The sequence below is a fragment of the Dyella terrae genome (assembly GCF_022394535.1).
In the GTDB taxonomy this organism is placed as follows: Bacteria; Pseudomonadota; Gammaproteobacteria; order Xanthomonadales; family Rhodanobacteraceae; genus Dyella.
In genome coordinates this window covers 4,153,345-4,172,649 of record NZ_CP089414.1, presented here as the reverse complement: position 1 = coordinate 4,172,649, position 19,305 = coordinate 4,153,345, and the positions used below count along the sequence as shown (strand labels likewise).

Annotated in this window: 15 protein-coding genes and 1 pseudogene; 3 read left to right on the top strand and 13 right to left on the bottom strand. The window is 62.8% G+C overall.

All coding sequences use genetic code 11. From position 1 onward, the window contains the following. From DYST_RS18385 to DYST_RS18360, 6 genes and pseudogenes are all read right to left on the bottom strand, one after another. On the bottom strand, window positions 1–996 hold the full coding sequence (locus tag DYST_RS18385) for an AAA family ATPase (RefSeq protein ID WP_239947355.1): 996 nt from the start codon (window positions 994–996) through the stop codon (window positions 1–3). Between the two features lie 158 nt (window positions 997–1,154). Further along, window positions 1,155–3,284, bottom strand: coding sequence for a type IV pilus secretin PilQ (pilQ, locus tag DYST_RS18380; protein ID WP_239947354.1), 2,130 nt, complete (start codon window positions 3,282–3,284; stop codon window positions 1,155–1,157). A gap of 54 nt (window positions 3,285–3,338) precedes the next feature. After that, window positions 3,339–3,875 (bottom strand): pilus assembly protein PilP, encoded by a 537-nt coding sequence (locus DYST_RS18375; protein WP_239952148.1) that lies wholly within the window; start codon window positions 3,873–3,875, stop codon window positions 3,339–3,341. Window positions 3,876–3,881: 6 nt separating this feature from the next. Then, window positions 3,882–4,538, bottom strand: a pseudogene (locus tag DYST_RS18370) (type 4a pilus biogenesis protein PilO); the annotation flags it as partial. Beyond that, complete coding sequence (locus DYST_RS18365) at window positions 4,538–5,347, bottom strand: PilN domain-containing protein (RefSeq protein ID WP_239947351.1); 810 nt, start codon at window positions 5,345–5,347, stop codon at window positions 4,538–4,540. The gene DYST_RS18365 and the pseudogene DYST_RS18370, both read right to left, overlap by 1 nt. Further along, window positions 5,347–6,405 carry a pilus assembly protein PilM gene (locus tag DYST_RS18360; RefSeq protein WP_239947343.1) on the bottom strand — a complete coding sequence of 353 codons (1,059 nt, stop codon included), beginning with the start codon at window positions 6,403–6,405 and terminating at the stop codon, window positions 5,347–5,349. The genes DYST_RS18365 and DYST_RS18360 overlap by 1 nt, the downstream gene beginning before the upstream one ends. A 249-nt stretch (window positions 6,406–6,654) precedes the next feature. Between DYST_RS18360 and DYST_RS18355 the strand changes: the two genes are divergently transcribed. Beyond that, window positions 6,655–9,153 (top strand): penicillin-binding protein 1A, encoded by a 2,499-nt coding sequence (locus DYST_RS18355; protein WP_239947342.1) that lies wholly within the window; start codon window positions 6,655–6,657, stop codon window positions 9,151–9,153. Between the two features lie 85 nt (window positions 9,154–9,238). After that, window positions 9,239–9,913 carry a hypothetical protein gene (locus DYST_RS18350; protein ID WP_102304836.1) on the top strand — a complete coding sequence of 225 codons (675 nt, stop codon included), beginning with the start codon at window positions 9,239–9,241 and terminating at the stop codon, window positions 9,911–9,913. A gap of 95 nt (window positions 9,914–10,008) precedes the next feature. On the opposite strand, the gene DYST_RS18345 is transcribed toward DYST_RS18350, so the two are convergent. From DYST_RS18345 to rpoZ, 7 genes are all read right to left on the bottom strand, one after another. Further along, window positions 10,009–11,304: a citrate synthase gene (locus DYST_RS18345; RefSeq protein ID WP_239947340.1), complete on the bottom strand. Its 1,296-nt coding sequence runs from the start codon at window positions 11,302–11,304 to the stop codon at window positions 10,009–10,011. A 255-nt stretch (window positions 11,305–11,559) separates the two neighbouring features. Then, window positions 11,560–11,805, bottom strand: coding sequence for a type B 50S ribosomal protein L31 (locus tag DYST_RS18340; protein WP_102304834.1), 246 nt, complete (start codon window positions 11,803–11,805; stop codon window positions 11,560–11,562). A gap of 108 nt (window positions 11,806–11,913) precedes the next feature. After that, complete coding sequence (locus DYST_RS18335; protein WP_239947330.1) at window positions 11,914–12,840, bottom strand: nucleoside hydrolase; 927 nt, start codon at window positions 12,838–12,840, stop codon at window positions 11,914–11,916. 106 nt (window positions 12,841–12,946) lie between these two features. Beyond that, the gene (gene recG, locus DYST_RS18330) at window positions 12,947–15,064 is read right to left on the bottom strand and encodes an ATP-dependent DNA helicase RecG (RefSeq protein ID WP_239947328.1); all 2,118 of its coding nucleotides are present in this window, start codon (window positions 15,062–15,064) and stop codon (window positions 12,947–12,949) included. Between the two features lie 80 nt (window positions 15,065–15,144). After that, entirely contained in the window at window positions 15,145–15,528 is a 384-nt protein-coding gene (locus tag DYST_RS18325; protein WP_102304831.1) for a RidA family protein, read from the bottom strand. An 80-nt stretch (window positions 15,529–15,608) separates the two neighbouring features. Further along, window positions 15,609–17,795, bottom strand: a complete 2,187-nt coding sequence (locus tag DYST_RS18320) for a RelA/SpoT family protein (RefSeq protein WP_428993994.1) — start codon at window positions 17,793–17,795, stop codon at window positions 15,609–15,611. A 112-nt stretch (window positions 17,796–17,907) separates the two neighbouring features. Continuing rightward, window positions 17,908–18,198, bottom strand: coding sequence for a DNA-directed RNA polymerase subunit omega (gene rpoZ, locus DYST_RS18315; RefSeq protein WP_102304829.1), 291 nt, complete (start codon window positions 18,196–18,198; stop codon window positions 17,908–17,910). Between the two features lie 200 nt (window positions 18,199–18,398). Between rpoZ and DYST_RS18310 the strand changes: the two genes are divergently transcribed. After that, on the top strand, window positions 18,399–19,259 hold the full coding sequence (locus DYST_RS18310; protein WP_102304828.1) for an MlaA family lipoprotein: 861 nt from the start codon (window positions 18,399–18,401) through the stop codon (window positions 19,257–19,259). Window positions 19,260–19,305 lie beyond the last annotated feature (46 nt).

The window sequence follows — 19,305 nt, the reverse complement described above, 5'->3', positions numbered from 1 at the left end:
TCACGGCAACGGCACGAGATCCAGCACGCGACGAATCACCTGATCACTGCGCACACCCTCTGCCTCCGCTTCGTAGCTGAGCAGCACGCGATGGCGCAGCACCTCGTGGACGATCGCATGGACGTCCTCTGGCAGTACGTAATCGCGGCCTGCCAACCAGGCATGCGCACGCGCGCAGCGATCCAGCCCAATGGTGCCGCGCGGGCTTGCGCCCCAGGCGATCCAGCGCTTCAGCTCCGGTCCGTAGGCGCCCGGGTTGCGCGTGGCCAACACCAGTTGCGTGATGTATTCCTCCAGCGCCGGCGCCATGTGAACGTCGAGGACGGCATCACGCGCGCTGAATACGTCCGCCTGGCTCAACGACGGGCGCGCTGCGGGCGCCGGATGCAGGCTCGTACGCGCCTGCTCGCGGGCGAGCTGAAGAATCGCCAGTTCCGCTGCGGCATCCGGATAACCGATGGTCACGTGCATGACGAAGCGGTCGAGCTGGGCCTCAGGCAGCGCGAACGTGCCCTCCTGCTCGATCGGGTTTTGCGTCGCCATCACCATGAAAAGTTGCGGCAAGCGCCAGGTGCTGCGGCCAACAGTGATCTGGCGTTCGGCCATGGCTTCGAGCAGGGCGGACTGCACCTTGGCGGGAGCCCGATTGATCTCATCGGCCAGCACGATGTTGTGGAACAACGGCCCCTTCTCGAATTCAAAATTGCCTGACTGGGGACGAAATACATCGGTGCCGGTGAGATCAGCAGGCAGCAGGTCAGGAGTGAACTGCACACGATGGAAATCCGTCTCGATGCAGCCCGCCAGCGCTTTCACCACCGTGGTTTTGGCCAGTCCCGGTGCGCCTTCGACGAGCAGGTGACCATCCGCCAGCAACGCCACCAGCAGGCAGTCGATCAGGTGCGGCTGGCCGATGACGCCACGCCGCAGCTCATCTCGAACGTGCAGGAACGCCTGCTGCAGGCGGGTTGAGGGGGAGGCCTCGGGCATATCCATCGGGGAATTCCATCAGGGGGTTGAACGTACGACAGACCTTAACTTGCGCCGGAAGTTTAATGCCCATGACTTCCGGCCCCTGTCGTCACACAGCAACTCCCTGAAAACAAAAGGGGCGGCCAAGGCCGCCCCTTTCTCCATCGTCGAGCTTGCGCCGGTTACTGCAGGCTTTCGCTCAGGATACGCGGGGTCACGAAGATCAGCAGTTCCGCCTTATCGCTTTGACGCGAGGTGTTGCGGAACAGCACACCGATACCCGGAATGTCGCCCAGACCCGGCACCTTGGTCGCGTTGTTCTGCTTGGTGATCTCGTAAATGCCACCCAGCACCACCGTTTGACCGTTGTCGACCAGCACCGAGGTGTTGATCTCGCGTGTGTCGATGGTCGGCACCTGGCCGCTGCCCGGCACGGTGATGTAACCGGCCAGCGCATCCTTCTTCACGTTGATCATCAGGTACACGCGGTTGTCGGAGGTGATGGTCGGCGTCACCTTCAGTTCCAGCACGGCGTCCTTGAACTGCACGGTGGCGGTACCGCTGCCGGCCGCACCGGTCGCACTGTTCTGATAGGTCACGTAGCCGATTTCCTGACCCTGGCGGATCACCGCTTCCTGCTGGTTGGCGGTGATGACACGCGGACTGGAGATCACTTCGCCACGACCCTCGGTCTGCGCAGCAGAGAGCTCCAGGTCGAGCGCGTAGTTCTTGCCCAGGACGCCCAGCGCAAAGCTACCGGCCGGACTGGCCACCGGGAGATTCACGTTGGTGCCGCTCGCCGTGCCGTTCCCCAGGTCCGTACCACCCGTGGAGATGGTCTGACCGCTCGGATTGACGCGCTTGGCCTGCGCACCGAACTTGGCGCCCAGCTCACGAGTGAAGGTATCGGTCGCGATCACGATGCGCGATTCGATCAACACCTGTTGCACCGGCTTGTCGAGCACCGCGATCAGAGCGCGCAGCTCGCGGATCTTCTGCGGGTTGTCGTTGACCAGCAGGGTGTTGGTGCGGTCATCGAACGACACGCTGCCGCGGGAAGAGAGGAATCCACGCGAACCGTTGGAGCCACCACTACCACCGCCACCCGTGCCCTGCGTAGTGCCGGTGGTCAGCAACTTGGCGATGTCCTTCGCCTTGCCATAGCTGATCGGTACGTAGTCGGTCACGAGTTCGGCGTTGTCTTCCGCCTTCATGCGGGCGTCGGCAATGCTCTGTTCGTACTTGGCCAGCTCTTCCTGCGGCGCAATCCAGATCACGTTGCCGTTGCGACGCTTGTCCAGGCTCTTGGCACGCAGCACCACATCGAGCGCCTGATCCCACGGCACATTAACCAGTCGCAGCGTGACGCTGCCGCCCACGGTATCCGAAGCCACCAGGTTGAGGCCGGAGATATCGGCCAGCAGCTGCAGGGCCGAGCGCACCGGGATGTCCTGGAAGTTGAAGGTCACGCGGTTACCCGTGTAGACCGGATCCTGACCCTTGGCGAGCACGGGATCGGTCTTGGCATCCTTTTTCTTCGGCGCGACTTCCACCACGTACTGATTGCCGCTCTGGTACGCCGAGGTATCCACGGCGCCCTTCACGCTGATTTCCATATGCGCGCCGCCACGCGGGCCCGCCTTGGTGACGATCTGCTGCACCGGCGTAGCGAAGTCGAGCACGTCCAGGCGCTGAGCCAAGTTGGACGGCAGGTTGGCATGATCGATGTCGACCACGACCTTGTCACCCTGCTGCTTCATGTCGGCGTTGGCGCCAGCACCGCTGAAATCGATCAGGATGCGGCCTTCGCCATTCGGACCACGGCGGAAGTCGATATTGGACACGGCCGGGCCGTTAGCCATCGACGGCAACGCCTTGGACGGGTCGATCGTTGCGGCCGTCGTCGTGGTCTGTGCATCCGTGCCGTTGTTGACGGTCAGCACAAGGCTGTTGCCTTCCACGCGTGAACGGTAGGTCGAATCACGGACCAGCTCGACCACCACGCGGGTACGCCCACCGGCGGACACCGCCGACACACCCGTCGCCGCGCCCTTGCCGATATCCAGATGGCGGGCTGCCGCATTGTCGGTATCCGGCAGGTCCACAGCGATGCGCGGCGGATTGCCGGTCGTGAAGATCTTCGGTTCCGGCACGGGCCCCTGGGCGAAGTTCAGGCGCAACTCGATGCGGCCACCGGGCAGCGCGTCGTAGCTGATGTCCTTGAGGGTGCTGGTGGCGGCTGCCGCCGCGTTCGACCAGGCAGCGCCCAGCGCCAGCAGGCTCACCACCACATAACGGCTAGCCTGGCGCATCACGCGACCCCGAACAGTTTTGGATTGGTTGCTCATTGCATCAGCCCCTGTTTCTTATTTCTCGCTGAGCGCGATGCTGGCGGAACGTTCCATCCAGCCACCATTGCCGTTGGAAACCAGTTCCACCAGGTCGAGATGGTCATCGCCTATCGCGGTGACCCGACCATAGTTCTGGCCCATGTATTCGTTGCGATGCACGCGATGGATCACGCCCCCCGGATCCTTCACGAGCACTTCCATGCCGGCACCGGCCCCTACGGTGCCCACCATCTTCAGGCTGTCCAGCGCGAACATTTCCAGCGGCTCCTTGGCACGGTTTTCGTCCGGCCGCGGACCCGTATTGGCGTTGGTCTGGAGCTCAGCCGTGCTCGGACTGAACGGATCACGCTTGTCCTGGTCGGCGTACTGGAAGGTTTCGAACGTCTTGATCACAGGCAGCGGCGGGATCGGCGCGCCCTTCTTCTGCTTTTCCTGCGCAACCCACTGGTGCAGGTCGTCTTGCCCGCTGCAACCGGCGAGCATCAGGCCCACGCACAACACCAGCGACGCTTTTGCCAGGAAGGCAGGCGTAACGGCAGTCAACTTGCTCATTTCTGCCCCCCCTGTCTTCGCCGGCGCACCGTGCGACGACTTGGCATTGGCCGCCTTGGCCGACGCGCCTTCGTCTTCATCCAGATAGCGATAGGTCTTGACCGTACCCTGCAGCACAAGCACACCACCTGCCTTGTCCTTCGGGGTCAACGACACGTCATGCATGGTCAAGATCACCACGCGAGGCAACGAGGCCACGCCACTGATGAAGGTACCGAACTGGTGATACGTACCCACCATGCGCAGCTGGATCGGCTTCTCCGCGTAGAAGTCCTTCGGTGACTCCGGGCCTGGCTGGAACAGCTCGGTTTCCAGGCCCGCCGACAAGGCTGTCTGCGAGACGTCGACCAACAGCTCAGGCATTTCCGTCTTGCTCGGCAGCTGGCGCAGCAACTGGCGCAGCATGTCCTGCATTTCGTCCAACTGTTGCTGAAGCGCTTCGAGATTGACCGACTTGGCCTGCTTGTCGGAGAACTCTTTCTTCAGCTGGTCTTCCTTGGCCACCGCCGCCTGCAACTGATCCTGCTGGTCGCCAATGAATAGATACCAGCCAAAGAAGACGATGATGGCGAGCACCAGACCGGTGAAAAACATCTTCACCGACTTCGGCCAACCACCGATATTGTTGCGATCGAGGTTCTGCAATTCCTGGAGGAAGTTCATTACTTGGCTCCTCCTGCAGTCGTCGCACTCGCCGGTTTGACTTCCGATTTAGCTGGCGCGCCAGGGTTCGGTACCGTCTGCGCACCTTCCAGCGCTTTTGCCATCGCACCGAGTTTGGCGCGCTCGGCGGGCGACTTGCTGGAGTTTGCCGACCCGGCATCCAACGCCTTTACCATTGTTTCAATTTGCGCGCGCTCTGCCGGCGTCTTGGCAACGGGTGGCGGCGGCATTTTGGCTTCGTCGGCACTGCCACTGTCCTCCTCCGCCTTGGGACGATTCAGCGCAACGTCCAGCCCGAAGGAATAGGGCAGTCGGCTATCGCCGTGCGTGTTCTCGGTCTTGCGCAGATCGGCATGCCCCATCCACGGCGAGGTCTCGATGTTGCGCATGTATTCGGCGACGCTGGCGTTGGACTGCGCCACACCGTCGAGCGACATCGAATCGCCCGTCTGCTTGAGGCCGTTGAGGCGCGCGCTCGCAGGAATGGTCTTCACCAGCTCATCGAAGAGATGGACCATCTGCGAACGATTGGCTTGCAGCTGCTCGATGATCTGTTTGCGGGCCAGCAGGCTCTCACGGACCTTTTCCAGATCCTTGATCTTTGCGATGCGTTCGTCGAGCTGCTTGATCTCACCCTGCAGGTAGGTGTTGCGATCGTTCTGGGTATTGATGCGCGCATCCATCCAGAGCGACCACACCAATACGACCAGCACCGCCGCGACGAACGCGGCGCCCAACTGCATGAAGAACTCACGCTCGCGCTGCTTGCGGCGCTCAACGCGCCAAGGGAGTAGGTTGATGTGTGCCATCAGTCAAAACTCCTCAGCGCGAGGCCGACCGCGATCATCAAGGCGGGGGCGTCCTGTGCCAGCGACTGGGCCTGCACGCGAGGCGACAGCGACATGCGAGCGAGCGGATTAGCCACCACGCACGGCACGCCGAGCTGTTGTTCCAGCATGGGGCCAATGCCTTCGATGGACGCGCAGCCGCCGGCCAGCACCACCTGGTCGACCTTGCTGTACTCGCTGCCTGCGAAGAAGAACTGAAGCAGGCGGCTGATCTGCTGCACCAGCGATTCTTTGAAGGGCTCGAGCGCTTCACTCTCGTAGGAGTCGGGCAAACCACCCTTACGCTTGGCGCGACCCGCTTCCTCATAGGAAAGGCCATAGCGGCGCATGATTTCATCGGTGAGCTGCTTGCCGCCGAAGACCTGCTCGCGCGAGTAGATGGTGCGCTGATTGCGCAGCACCGACAGCGTGGTCATGGTGGCGCCGATGTCGACCACGGCGACCAGCGCATCGCGCCCGACGTTCAACTGGTCGGCCACCATCGCAAAGGCGTTCTCCATCGCGAAGGCTTCGACGTCGATGACCTTGGCGGCCAGGCCGCCCAGATCGAGTGCGGCCACGCGCATGTCCACGTTCTCGGTACGCGAGGCAGCGAGCAGGACGTTATTCATTTCCGGGTTGTCACGCACCGGACCGAGTACTTCGTAGTCCAGGCTGACTTCTTCGATCGGATACGGGATGTACTGGTTGGCCTCGACCTGGATCTGGCCTTCGAGATCATCCTCGGAGAGTTCGCTCGGCATCGGGATCACGCGCGTGATGACCGCCGATCCCGCCACCGCCGCGGACGCATGCTTGAGCTTGGAGCCGGAGCGGAAAAGCGCTCGCCGGATGGCTTCGCCCACCGCCTCGACCTCGACGATGTTCTTCTCGACCACAGCATTGGGGGGCAGTGGCTCGACCGCGTAGTGTTCCACGCGATAGCGACCGCCGGCTTGACTGAGCTGCAGCAGCTTGACGGCCGTCGAACTGATGTCGACGCCAACAAGCGGCGGCTTCTTGGGTGTAAAAAGCCCCACGTTTTCCCCCTTGCCCCTGGGCGCCCGGGTCAGAGACTGACACAGTGCGCGACGGCATTTAATCCAAAAATTAACGTATTGGCAACGGCCTACGAGCTTTTTCTCGACTCATTCGCGTGACGGCATGCACAGCTTTAACGAATGGGTCGGTGGCCTGTTTTTTGCTGTGACGACCACGGTTCATGCCGTGGATACTGCTACATCTATACTCTGTATTGTTTTGACTCACGTCTCGCAAACACCCAAATCATGCAAATTCTTAAGCGGTTGCTGCGCTGGATCCTCGTCCTGGCCTTTACGGGTTTGCTGCTGGGTGTCGCGGCGGTCGGCGTGGCCTACTGGCTTATTTCGCCCCGCCTGCCCTCCGTGGCCGTCCTTAAGGACTACCACATGCAGGTCCCCCTAAGGGTGCTCTCCGCTGATGGCAAGCTGATTGCCAGCTTCGGCGAGACGCGCCGCATCCCGGTGGCCATCAGCGAGGTTCCCGAGCGGCTCAAGCACGCAGTGCTAGCTGCCGAGGATGCCAGCTTCTACCAGCACCCCGGCGTGGACTGGCACGGCATCGCCCGTGCCGGCTGGCATGTCATCGTCTCGGGCGGCGACAAGGGGCCGGGCGGCTCCACCATCACCCAGCAGGTGGCCCGCAATTTCTTTCTGAGCCCGGAAAAGCTCTATTCGCGCAAGCTGACGGAGATCTTCATCGCCCTGCGCATGGAGAGCGAGCTGACCAAGGACCAGATCCTGGAGCTCTACCTCAACAAGATGTTCCTGGGCCACCGCTCCTACGGCGTAGCTGCGGCCGCCTCCTACTACTACGGCAAGACGCTGGACCAGCTATCGGTGGCCGAATGCGCCACCATCGCCTCCACCTTCCAGCTGCCGTCGCTGGTGAACCCACTCAACAGCCCCAAGCGCATGATCGCGCGCCGCAACTGGACGCTGGGCCAGATGCTGGAGAACCACTACATCTCCAAGGCCGAGTACGACCAGGCCATCGCCGAGCCGAACAACGCCTCGCCGCATGAGCCGCCGATTGAGGTGGATGCCCCTTACCTGGCGGAAATGGTGCGTCTGCAGGTGCTCGACCGCCTCGGCAACGACGCCCTGACCGAGGGCTACATCGTCAAGACCACCATCGACAGCAAGCGCCAGCAGGCGGCCGTAGACGCCGTCCGTGCCGGACTGGTCGACTACGACCACCGCCACGGCTGGCGCGGCCCGGAGGCTCATCAGGAACTTGCCGCCGATGCGGATACGGACGAGCTGGAGCGCGCCCTGGCTGGCTATACCGACATCTCCGGCATGGACCCCGGCATCGTCACCCAGGTATCGGCCACCGAAGCCAGTGTCTATCTGGTCAGCCGCGAGCAGATCAAACTCAACCTGGATGCCATGAGCTGGGCACGCCCCCGCATCGATGACACGCGCGTCGGCGCAACACCCAAGAGTGTGTCGACGGTGCTCAAGCGTGGCGACATCGTGCGCGTCGCGCGTGACGACAAGGGGCAATGGCAGCTCACCCAGATCCCGGGCGCGCAGGCCGCGATGGTCTCGCTCAACCCGGAGGACGGCTCCCTGCAGTCACTGGTTGGCGGCTTCAACTTCCTGCGCAGCAAGTTCAACCGTGCCGTCATGGCAGCCCGCCAACCGGGCTCCAGCTTCAAGCCGTTCATCTATTCGGCAGCTTTTGAACGGGGCTTCACCCCGGCGTCCATCGTCAACGACGCACCGCTGGCCCTGCCCGACCCCTCGCGACCGGGCGGCCTGTGGACGCCGTCCAACGACGACGACAAGTTCGACGGTCCGATCCCCCTGCGCGAAGCCCTGGTGCAATCCAAGAACCTGGTCTCAGTGCGCCTGCTGGACGCCATTGGCGTGCGCTATGCCCGCGAGTACGTGACCCGTTTCGGCTTCAGCCTGGATTCGCTGCCGAGCAACCTGTCGATGGCCCTGGGCACCGCCTCGGTCTCGCCGATGAGCATGGCCCGCGGCTACGCGGTGTTCGCCAACGGCGGCTATCTGGTGACGCCGTACTTCATCAGCGAGATCGACGATCGCGACGGCAAGCCGGTCTACCAAGCCAATCCGGCCCGCGCCTGCCGTACCTGCGCCGAGCGCCTGCTGGACACCCGGGCTCCGGGCCTGCCGCCAGCCAATGCTAGCGCTGCCCCGGGCAATGCCCTGGCTACTGCCGGCAGCGTTGCGGGTGCCCCAACGACGTCAGGCAGCGTGGCCGGTGTGGGCGACGCGGTGCTCCCGGCCGATGCCCACGGCGAAGGTACGCACCCGCCAGTGCTTGCCCCGCCGGTCATCGACGTGCGCAATGACTACCTGATCACCTCGATGATGCAGGACGTGATCAAGCGCGGCACAGGCTCGGCTGCGATGGCCCTGGGCCGCACCGACCTGGCCGGCAAGACCGGCTCCACCAATGACCACCGCGATGCCTGGTTCGCAGGCTTCAACGGCGACGTGGTGGCGACGGTGTGGGTGGGCTATGACGACTTCAGCTCGCTCGGCAAGGGTGAGTTCGGCGCCAAGGCGGCCCTGCCGATCTGGATGTCGTACATGGGCACCGTCCTGAAGGACCAGCCGCCCACTACCCTGCCCATGCCCCCGGGTATTTCGACCGTGCAGATCAATGGCAAGTCGGAAATAATGAAGGTCGAGGATGTAGACCGCATGAAGCAGCAAGCCAACCAGGAACAGGAGGATCAGGATCAGCAGCACGCCTACGACATCTTCTAATCGTCGGCAGCGCGGATTCGTTCCCCAGACCGCCCTGCCGCTCGCGCCCACCCACGTGGGCGTCAGATCGCCGGAGGAATGAGGCATGGCACGAGGTCAGCACCATCGCATCCACGCGCAGGATCGCCTTCAGCGCAACCGTCTGCGCGTCGCCCAAGAGGCGGCGCGACTGATGAGCGAACACGGCATCCGCGATTTCCACCACGCCAAGATCAAAGCTGCCGAACGGCTCGGCATCCTCGACGCGCAGGCACTGCCGCGCAACAACGAAATCGAAGATGCATTGCGCGAACACCAGCGCATCTTCCACGCCGAGTCCCAACCCCAGCTGCTGCAAGAACGCCGCGAAGCAGCCGCGGAAGCCATGCGCTTCCTCGAACGGTTCGATCCCCGCCTGGTCGGCGCGGTACTCGAAGGCACCGCCGATACGCATTCGGCCGTATGCCTGCACGTTTTCAGCGACACACCGGAAAGTGTGGTGCTGTTCCTGCAGGAGCGCGGCATCCCTCTCACTCAGCAGACGCGTCGCCTGCGCATCACGCGTGACGAACAGAAGGAATATCCCGTACTGCTGTTCGCAGCAGATAGCCTTCCCTTCGACATCACCGTGCTGCCACGCGATGCATTGAAACAGCCACCCCTGGACCGCATCGACGAAAAGCCCATGCGCCGCGCGTCACTCGCCGTTGTCGAGGAACTGCTCGCCACCGCTGACAACGATGACGAGTTCGAACGCATGCTGTCTTCTGCGTTGCGCTGAAGCACGACTTGCGCAACGCGCGCCCACCGAAAGCATCACCCATAAAAAAAGCCCCGGAAACCCGGGGCTTTTTTCTTACGCGACGACCGCGGCGATCAACGCTTGTCGGCAGCCACGTAGTTGCGCACGTCGGCACCGGTGTAGATCTGGCGCGGACGACCGATGCGCGAACCTGGGGTTTCGTGCTGCTCGATCCAATGCGAGATCCAGCCGGACGTACGCGCGATGGCAAACATCACTGTGAACATCTCGGTCGGGATACCCAGGGCCTTGTAGATGATGCCCGAGTAGAAATCGACGTTCGGGTACAGCTTGCGCTCGACGAAGTAATCGTCCTTCAGCGCGGCCTCTTCCAGCTTCATGGCCACGTCGAGCAGCGGGTCGTTGACGCCCAGCTCGTTGAGCACCTTATGGCACATCTCGCGGATGATCTTGGCGCGCGGGTCGAAGTTCTTGTACACGCGGTGGCCGAAGCCCATCAGGCGGAAGTTATCGTTCTTGTCCTTCGCGCGCTTGACGGCGGTCTCGACCTTGTCGGCCGTACCGATCTCTTCCAGCATCTTGAGCACAGCTTCGTTCGCGCCACCATGTGCCGGACCCCACAACGCGGTGATGCCCGCAGCGATGGAGGCGTACGGGTTGGCGCCGGTCGAACCGACCAGGCGAACGGTCGAGGTCGAAGCGTTCTGCTCGTGGTCGGCGTGCAGGATGAACAGCAGGTCCAACGCCTTGGCGGCGACCGGGCTCATTTCCAGCGGCTCGCTCGGCACTTCGAACATCATGTGCAGGAAGCGATCGACGTACTCGAGGTTGTTGCGCGGATAGCGGAACGGCCAGCCGATCGAGTAGCGGTAGCAAGCGGCGGCGATGGTCGGCATCTTGGCGATCAGGCGGATCGCGGCCAACTTGCGGTCGTCGGCGTTATCGACGTTGATGTCGTCGTGGTAGAAGGCCGACAGCGAAGCCACCGAGGCGGCGAGCATGGCCATCGGGTGCGCGTCGTGGTGGAAGCCCTTGAAGAAGTCTTTCAGGGACTCGTGCATCATCGTGTGATGCGTGATCTGGTCTTCGAACTTGACGAACTGATCCTTGGTCGGCAGTTCGCCGTTGAGGAGCAGGTACGAGGTTTCGAGGAAGTTGGACTTCTCGGCCAGCTGCTCGATCGGGTAACCACGGTACAGCAGCACGCCCTCGTCGCCATCGATGTAGGTGATGGCGCTCTTGGTGCTGGCAGTGCTGCCGTAACCCGGGTCATAGGTGAAATGGCCCGTGTCCTTGTACAGCGTTCCGATGTCGATGCATGCGGGACCGAGCGTACCGCTCAGCAGGGGTAGTTCGCTGCTGCGGTTGGTCGACTCATCCACCAACTTGACGATCTTGGAATCGGACACGGAAAACCTCCTTCACGAAATGTCATCGTCGACGTATCGCGGTAAGCGATGGCCGGCGAGGTAGGGTTGATGTCGCGTATGGGGGATGGCTGCGACACCTCGCCACGAATTATCGCATATCGATTCGCCAACATGCCCTAGCGGATGGTCGGATGGCGAACGCAAAAAAGCACGGGGCGAGCTAATGCTCGCCCCGTGCGATCTAGCATGCTTACGCCGCGTGGCCGCAGCGTGACAGCAGATGCGTTCGCGCGATTACTTCTGCGCGTAGCGCTTACGGAACTTGTCGACGCGACCGCCAACGTCCAGCGTCTTCTGCTTGCCGGTGTAGAACGGGTGGGACTGGCTCGAGATATCCACCTTGATCAGCGGGTACTCGTTACCGTCTTCCCATTTGACGGTTTCCTTGGTGGTAATCGTCGAACGCGTCAGGAACGCGAATTCCGACGACAGGTCCTGGAACACCACCGGGCGGTAATTCGGATGGATATCGGGCTTCATGACTGACTCAAAGCGTTGGGTGAAAAGAGCGGCATTTTAACCACAGCCCCTACCCATTGGCAAGCCGGTCAGTCACTTGGACCCGCCAGCCCCGCACAGTGGGGCCTTTCAGGCCCCCAGCGCCCGCCGCACCATCGCCCCGAAACGGGCCTGGTCGACCTCCATCACGATGCGGGCATTGGCCGACCTACCCAGGCGCGCGGTCCAATCGACTACCGTGGCTCCGCGGGTCAGACGACCGTCCATCTCCACCGCGACATGGCGCTCTTCGAAGCGAGTAACCATGTTCGGATCAATGGCCACCGCCATCGCCAGCGCATCTGCCGCGATCACACCGCGACGCCCGCGCTTAGCGTTGAAGGCACGCGCCGTACCGAATACCTGATCGAAGAAAGTCGCGCGCTTATCGCCCGCTGCAATCCACGTATTGAATTCCTCGTCATCGAACGCGTGGCGCAGCACCACTTCCCAGTCGACAAGATCGAACGTCGGGAATGCCTCGAAAACGACGTGCGCAGCCTCGGGGTCAAAACCGATGTTGAACTCCGCGGGAATCTTGCCGGTGTTGCCAAGGCCGGTGACGGCGCCACCCATGATCACAAGGCGCTTCACGCGCTGCGGCAGCGTAGGATCAAGCCGCACGGCCAGCGCGAGATTGGTCAGAGGCCCAAGCGCCACCAGCGTCAGACCGGGCTGTTCGCGCGTCAAACGCAGGATCGCGTGAACCGCATGCTCGTCAGCGGCGCGACTAACTGGCTCCGAAAAGCCGACGTCACCCAGGCCATCAGAACCATGCACGTGCACTGCATCCTCTTCCGGCATACGCACGAGCGGCGTTGGGCACCCAGGAAACACCGGAGTCGGCTTGCCAACCAGATCCACCAGCGTGCGCGCATTGCGCACGGTGTGATCGAGACCGACATTGCCCGCAGCGATCGTCAGGCCAAGCACGTCGGCATGCGCATGAGCCATCAGGATGGCGAGCGCATCGTCCACGCCCGGGTCGGTATCGATCAACAATTGCAGCTGGCTCATGGCGATCTTTCAGATGAGGGATTGGTTAGCTTAGGGCCTTGCAGCCCCTGCGCAAAGCCTTGCGAGGCCCTGCTTGGCAGGATGCGCCCGCATCATGAAACCCCGTTTACGCGTGCGCGTAACGGGCAGCGGCGCCGATCCAGCGAGTAATGAGCAATTCGGCCTGCCCTGGATGGCGCGCCAGCAACTCCGCACCAACCTCCTGCACGGCAGGCAGCAGATGCGCATCCCTCGCGAGGTCAGCAATACGGAAATTCAACTGGCCGGTCTGTCGCGTGCCGAGCACTTCGCCAGGGCCGCGCAATTCGAGGTCTTTCTCGGCGATACGGAATCCGTCATTGGTTTCACGCATCACCTGCAGGCGCTCACGTGCGAGCTGACCAAGCGGCGGCTGGTACAACAGCACGCAATTGGAAGCGATCGCGCCGCGTCCCACCCGCCCGCGCAATTGGTGGAGCTGAGCCAACCCAAGCCGTTCGCTGTTCTCGATCACCATCAGGCTGGCATTGGGTACATCCACACCCACTTCGATCACCGTCGTGGCCACCAGCACCGATAGTTCGCCAGCCTTGAAGGCGTCCATCACCGCCTGCTTTTCCTTGGGCTTCATACGCCCATGGATAAGACCGATGCGACACTCGGACAGCGCCGTCGACAACTCTGCGTGAGCCACCTCGGCAGCCTGTGCCCGCAACTGCTCGGACTCTTCGATCAGCGTGCACACCCAGTAGGCCTGCCGCCCTTCGAGGCACGCGGCATGGATGCGCTCAATCACATCGAAGCGACGCGCATTGGAGATGGCGATGGTCTGCACAGGTGTACGCCCTGGCGGCAGCTCATCAATGGCTGACACATCGAGATCCGCGTAAGCGCTCATCGCCAACGTGCGTGGAATCGGCGTAGCCGTCAGCACCAACTGATGTGGCACTAGTCCGGATTCACGATCTGCTCCTTTGTCACGCAACGACAGGCGCTGCTGCACACCGAAGCGATGCTGCTCGTCCACGATCACCAGACCAAGCTGTGCGAACTCGACGCCTTCCTGCATCAGAGCGTGCGTGCCGATCACCACAGGCGCACCCGACGCCACGCGCTGCAATGCCTGTTGGCGAGCCTTGCCCGTCACCTTGCCGGCAAGCCACGCCACTTCAATGCCCAGCGGGGTCAGCCAGTGACGGAAGTGCTGCAAGTGCTGCTCGGCCAGCAGCTCCGTAGGCGCCATCAACGCGACCTGCTGGCCCGACTCGACGGCGGCAAGTGCTGCGAGCGCGGCGACAATGGTCTTGCCGCTGCCGACGTCACCTTGCACTAGCCGCAACATGGGACACGGCTCGGCGATGTCCTTGGCGATCTCGCCACTGACGCGCTGCTGCGCCCCCGTAAGCCCGAAAGGCAGGCTCGCCAGCAGGCGCTTGCGTAGCTCACCCGTACCCTTCAGGCGAGGCGAGTGACGGCGGCGCACCGCGGCACGCATGCGCTTGAGGCTCAGATGCTGGGTAAGCAGTTCTTCGAACGCCAGCCGCTGCTGTGCCGGGTGGCGACCGGTGGTGAGCTGACCCAAGTGCGCATCGGGTGGAGGACGGTGCACGTAAAGCAGGGCCTCACGCAACGAGGCCAGGCCATGCTCGACGCAGAGCTCGGCGGGAATCAGCTCAAGCTGCGCATCGGGCGGCAACAGCGCCAACGCCTTCGCAATCACGCCAGCCAGGCGCTTTTGGCCTAGCCCCTCCGTGGTCGGATAGACCGGTGTCAGCAGATCATCGACCGTCGCCGGCTCGTCACCAACCAGGCGCTGATACTGCGGATGGACCATCTCCAGCCCTTGCGCCGCCTGTCGCACTTCGCCGTAACAAAGCAGGCGCGCGCCAAGCTTCAGCTGCTCCGCCTGATTGCGATTGAAATGAAAGAAACGCAGTACCAGGGTCTGGTGCGAGCCGTCAGTGATGGCGACTTTTAACTGCGGCCGATAGCGGAAGCCCCGCTCGACGGCCTCAATGACGCCCTCGACCTGCGCGCGCTCACCGGGACGCAGATCGGCGATCGACGTGACGCGTGTGCGGTCCTCGTAACGCAGCGGCAGATGGAACCAAAGGTCTTGCACGCGTTCCAGCCCAAGCCGTGACAGCGTTTCCGCTAGTGCAGGGCCCACACCCGGCAACGACGACACCGGCGTAGCGCCGGGATCGGAAAGTATCGTGGCAGCGTTGGCGCGAGAGGGCGGCATCGACAAAGCCTAACCGAGCGAGCCGTCCAGCCGCAGCCGGTCATGATGATCCGGCTGTCAGCGTGGAACCTGCGGATCGGTCAGTCGAGCACCATGATGGCGTCGATTTCAATGGCCGCCAGCTTGGGTAGCGCGGAAACTTCAATGGTCGAGCGCGCAGGGAATGGCGCCTTGAAGTACTCGGACATGATCTCGTTGACGGTGGCGAAGTGGCCGAGATTGGTCACGTAAATGCCGATGCGCACGATCTTTTCGAGCGAACCACCTGCCGCCTCGGCAACTGCCTTGAGGTTCACGAACACCTGGCGCGCTTGCAGCGCGATGTCGCCCTCAACCATGTTGCCGGTCGACGGATCCAGCGGGATCTGGCCCGAGAAATACACGGTATTACCGGTACGCACGGCCTGCGAGTACGGACCAATGGCGGCGGGCGCCTTGTCGGTGGTGATGATGCTGCGGGACATGGGAAAGCCTCGTGGTTGCTCAGGCCTGACAGTCTAGAACCAGACCCGCCCCTTGAGGAATGCGCGACGACGCCATCCGCTCAGAGGGGGTAGCGGTACGCCCCACTTACCACGCCAGTGCGGCGCACGCGGCGGATCACGTCGGCCAGATGCTTACGGTTCTTCACTTCGAGCGCGAACAGCAGCGTGGCCGCCGCGGCATCGCGCTCGACGTACTCCACGTTCTCGATATTCGAGTTGGCGGCAGCGATGGCCGCTGCCACGGTGGCGAGCACGCCCGGACGGTTGATGACCTCGATGCGCAGCTCCGCGCGGTAGTCACCCTGCACGTCGCGATCCCACTCGATCGCCACGCAGCGTTCAGGCGACTTGCGCAGCTCGACCACGTTCGGGCACTCGACGCGGTGCACCACGATGCCCTTACCCGAGGAGAGGTAACCAATAATCTCGTCGCCCGGCAGCGGATGACAGCAATTGCTGAAGCTGAGCACGCCGCGCTCGGCACCGGTGATGTGGATCTTTTCCATCGCGTGCGGCGACTGCTGCACATCAGTGGCCTTCTTGCCGCGCGCAGCCACCAGCTGGTTCGCAACCAGATGCGGGATGCGGTTGCCCAGCGCGATATCCGAGAGCAACTCTTCCAGCCGCTTGAGCTTGGAGGTCTCAAGGAAGCGATCCAACACCGCCGGCGGAATGGCGTCCAGGCTGGTACCTAGCGCATCGAGTGCGCGATCCAGCATGCGGTGGCCAAAGTCCACGGCATCCTCGTGCTGCAGATGCTTCAGGTACTGGCGAATTGCTGTGCGCGCCTTGCCGGTGACCACCGATTCCAGCCACGCTGGGTTCGGCAGCGCCGACGGCGCGGTGATGATTTCGACCAACTGGCCCGATTCCAGGCGCGTGCGCAGCGGCACGAGCTTCTTGTCCACGCGGGCCGCCACAGCGTGGTCGCCCACATCGGTATGCACGGCATAGGCAAAGTCGAGCGCAGTAGCGTTGCGCGGTAACGCCAGAATGTCGCCACGCGGCGTGAACAAGTAGACCTCGTCCGGGAAGAGGTCGATCTTGACGTTCTCGATGAACTCGGACGAGGACACCGTATTGGCCTGGCTGTCCGCCAGCGACGACAGCCACTCGCGGGCACGCGCCTGCGCGCTGTTCGCAGGGCCGGAATCGGTCTTGTAAGCCCAGTGCGCGGCAACACCGCGCTCCGCCACCGAATCCATTTCCGCCGTGCGGACCTGCACCTCGATCGGCGCACCGAACGGCCCCAGCAGCACGGTGTGCAGCGACTGGTAGCCATTGGCCTTGGGAATAGCGATGAAATCCTTGAAGCGGCGATCCACTGGCTTATACAGCCCGTGCACTGCGCCCAGCGCCATGTAACAACTCATCGCCGAGTCGACCACGACGCGGAAGCCGTACACGTCCATCAGTTGCGCAAAGCTCTTATGCTCGTTACGCATCTTCGAATAGATGCTCCACGGCGACTTGATGCGACCCACCACCCTGGCGGTGATGTGGTCGGCGGCCAGGCGCGTGGACAGCGCGGTCTCGATCTTGCCCATCGCTTCGCGGCGATTGCCCAGCGCGGCGCGGATGCGCTCACTGATAACGCGGTAGCGGTCGGGATAGAGTGCTCGGAAACCCAGATCCTGCAGCTCCGCCTTGAACTTGTTCATACCCAGGCGCTGGGCGATGGGTGCGTAGATTTCCAGCGTCTCGCGCGCAATGCGGCGACGTGACGAGCCGTCTTTCGCACCCAGCGTGCGCATGTTGTGCAGGCGATCGGACAGCTTGATCAGAATGACGCGCAGATCGCGCGCCATGGCCAGGAGCATCTTGCGGAAGCTTTCCGCATCCGCCTCCTGGCGGCTGGAGAAGCGCATCTTGTCCAGCTTGGTGACGCCATCGACCAGTTCGGCGACCGTTTCGCCAAACTCGCCGGCGAGCTCGGTGCGGCTCAGCGAGGTGTCTTCCAGGGTGTCATGCAGAATCGCCGCGATGATGGTCTCGGCGTCCATCCCCAGCTCGGCCAGGATGCCAGCCACAGCGACAGGGTGCGTAATGTAGGGCTCACCGCTCTTGCGGGCTTGGCCCTCGTGCGCGACGGCGCCCACTTCGTAGGCGCGGATCACCTTGGCAACCTGCGCTTCGGGCAGGTAGGCGACGCGCTCCTTCAGGGCCAGCACATACGGGGGCAGCGTCGACGTATCCAAAGGGGTGGAGTCCGTGACAGCCGGCATGGATGTTCGGTCCCCGCTCAGGCGACCGCCTCGCTGCGTTTGAGTGGCGCGAGGGTGGCGGCGTAAAGCCCGCAGCGCAAAGCGCCGGACAAGCCGGCGCCGTGGCGTTGCTGACTACAGCCGCTGCCTTCCATCAGTCATCCCCACCCTTAGAGAGGTCGTCGTCCACTTCGGCGGCGGCCCACTCCAGCGCTTCGCGCTCGGCGCGCTCGCGCTCGGCCTTGTCGATCTCGTCGATGGTAGCCTGGTCGATACGGCGATCGGCGATCTCGCGCAGGGCGAGCACGGTCGGCTTGTCATGATCGGGACTGACTGCCGGCTCGGCACCGTTAGCGAGCTGGCGGGCGCGCTTGGTCGCCATCAGCACCAGTTCGAAGCGGTTGTCGACCACCTGCAGGCAGTCTTCCACGGTAATGCGGGCCATCTGAAATCCTCAGAAAATAAAACGACTTATCATCTGTCAGTGTAGCCAGAGGCGGCTTTGCTGGCAATGCAGCAAGGCTTATCATGCGCGGTTCACACCGCTCATCGCAGAGCCTCCTAGACTTATGGGGGCCTGTACACAATAAAAAACCAGACAGTACAATATTGTACTCCCTCTACCCCCTCGGGACAGTCGCCTCCATGCCGTCCGCCCTCCGCTCCCTTGTCATGCGAAGCCTGCCCCTGGTGGCTATCGCGTTGCTCGCCGGCTGCACGATCGCCAAGCCTCGTACGGACGATCCGTACGAGAAGATGAACCGGAAGGTTTACTCGTTCAACAACTCGCTGGACAAGGCGGTCATCCGCCCCGTCGCTGTGGGTTACCGCAAGGTGACCAATCCGACCATGCGGCGTTGCGTGAGTGATTTCTTCACCAACATCCATATGCCGATCTCGGTGGCGAACGATCTGCTGCAAGCCCGCCCGAAGGAAGCCTTGCAGGGTAGTGGCCGCTTCATCGTCAACCTGACCCTGGGCATCGGCGGCTTCTTCGACCCGGCCAGCCAACTGGGTATCCCGCTCAAGGAAACCGACTTCGGCATCACGCTGGCGCGCTGGGGTGTACCGGACGGTCCGTACCTGGTGATTCCGTTCTTCGGCCCGACCACGGGGCGCGACTTCTGGCGCGTGCCGGTGGATGGCTACTTCTTCGATCCGATCAGCTATTTCACACGGAACAACCACTACGAGTACGGCCAGCAATACCTGCCTGAGTTGATGTACCTGGTGACCCTCCGCTCCAGTGCCATCGACGCGGAAAGCTTCCTCAATTCGGCCTACGATCCCTACGCCTTCATTCGCGACGCGTATCGCCAGCAGCGCATCTACCAGATCTACGACGGCAATCCGCCGGAAGATGTGATCGAACAGATGCAGGGCCTGCATGACAAGAGCTTCGACCCCGACCAACTGCTGGAAGAGCAGCAGAAGTGGGAGAACAGCGAGAAGAAGCCCCAGGCGAGCGATAACCAGCCTGCGCCGGCCCAGCCCAAGAAGGACTGAGGCCCGGCTTCCGGACAAGAAAAAGGGGCCGAGAGGCCCCTTTTCT

What these genes read in the sequence shown, in the direction of transcription:
- DYST_RS18385 (WP_239947355.1), bottom strand. Translation starts at nt 996, where the DNA reads ATGGATATGCCCGAGGCCTCCCCCTCAACCCGCCTGCAGCAGGCGTTC.
- pilQ (WP_239947354.1), bottom strand. Translation starts at nt 3,284, where the DNA reads ATGCGCCAGGCTAGCCGTTATGTGGTGGTGAGCCTGCTGGCGCTGGGC.
- DYST_RS18375 (WP_239952148.1), bottom strand. Translation starts at nt 3,875, where the DNA reads ATGAGCAAGTTGACTGCCGTTACGCCTGCCTTCCTGGCAAAAGCGTCG.
- DYST_RS18365 (WP_239947351.1), bottom strand. Translation starts at nt 5,347, where the DNA reads ATGGCACACATCAACCTACTCCCTTGGCGCGTTGAGCGCCGCAAGCAG.
- DYST_RS18355 (WP_239947342.1), top strand. Translation starts at nt 6,655, where the DNA reads ATGCAAATTCTTAAGCGGTTGCTGCGCTGGATCCTCGTCCTGGCCTTT.
- DYST_RS18350 (WP_102304836.1), top strand. Translation starts at nt 9,239, where the DNA reads ATGGCACGAGGTCAGCACCATCGCATCCACGCGCAGGATCGCCTTCAG.
- DYST_RS18340 (WP_102304834.1), bottom strand. Translation starts at nt 11,805, where the DNA reads ATGAAGCCCGATATCCATCCGAATTACCGCCCGGTGGTGTTCCAGGAC.
- DYST_RS18335 (WP_239947330.1), bottom strand. Translation starts at nt 12,840, where the DNA reads ATGAGCCAGCTGCAATTGTTGATCGATACCGACCCGGGCGTGGACGAT.
- recG (WP_239947328.1), bottom strand. Translation starts at nt 15,064, where the DNA reads ATGCCGCCCTCTCGCGCCAACGCTGCCACGATACTTTCCGATCCCGGC.
- DYST_RS18325 (WP_102304831.1), bottom strand. Translation starts at nt 15,528, where the DNA reads ATGTCCCGCAGCATCATCACCACCGACAAGGCGCCCGCCGCCATTGGT.
- rpoZ (WP_102304829.1), bottom strand. Translation starts at nt 18,198, where the DNA reads ATGGCCCGCATTACCGTGGAAGACTGCCTGCAGGTGGTCGACAACCGC.
- DYST_RS18310 (WP_102304828.1), top strand. Translation starts at nt 18,399, where the DNA reads ATGCCGTCCGCCCTCCGCTCCCTTGTCATGCGAAGCCTGCCCCTGGTG.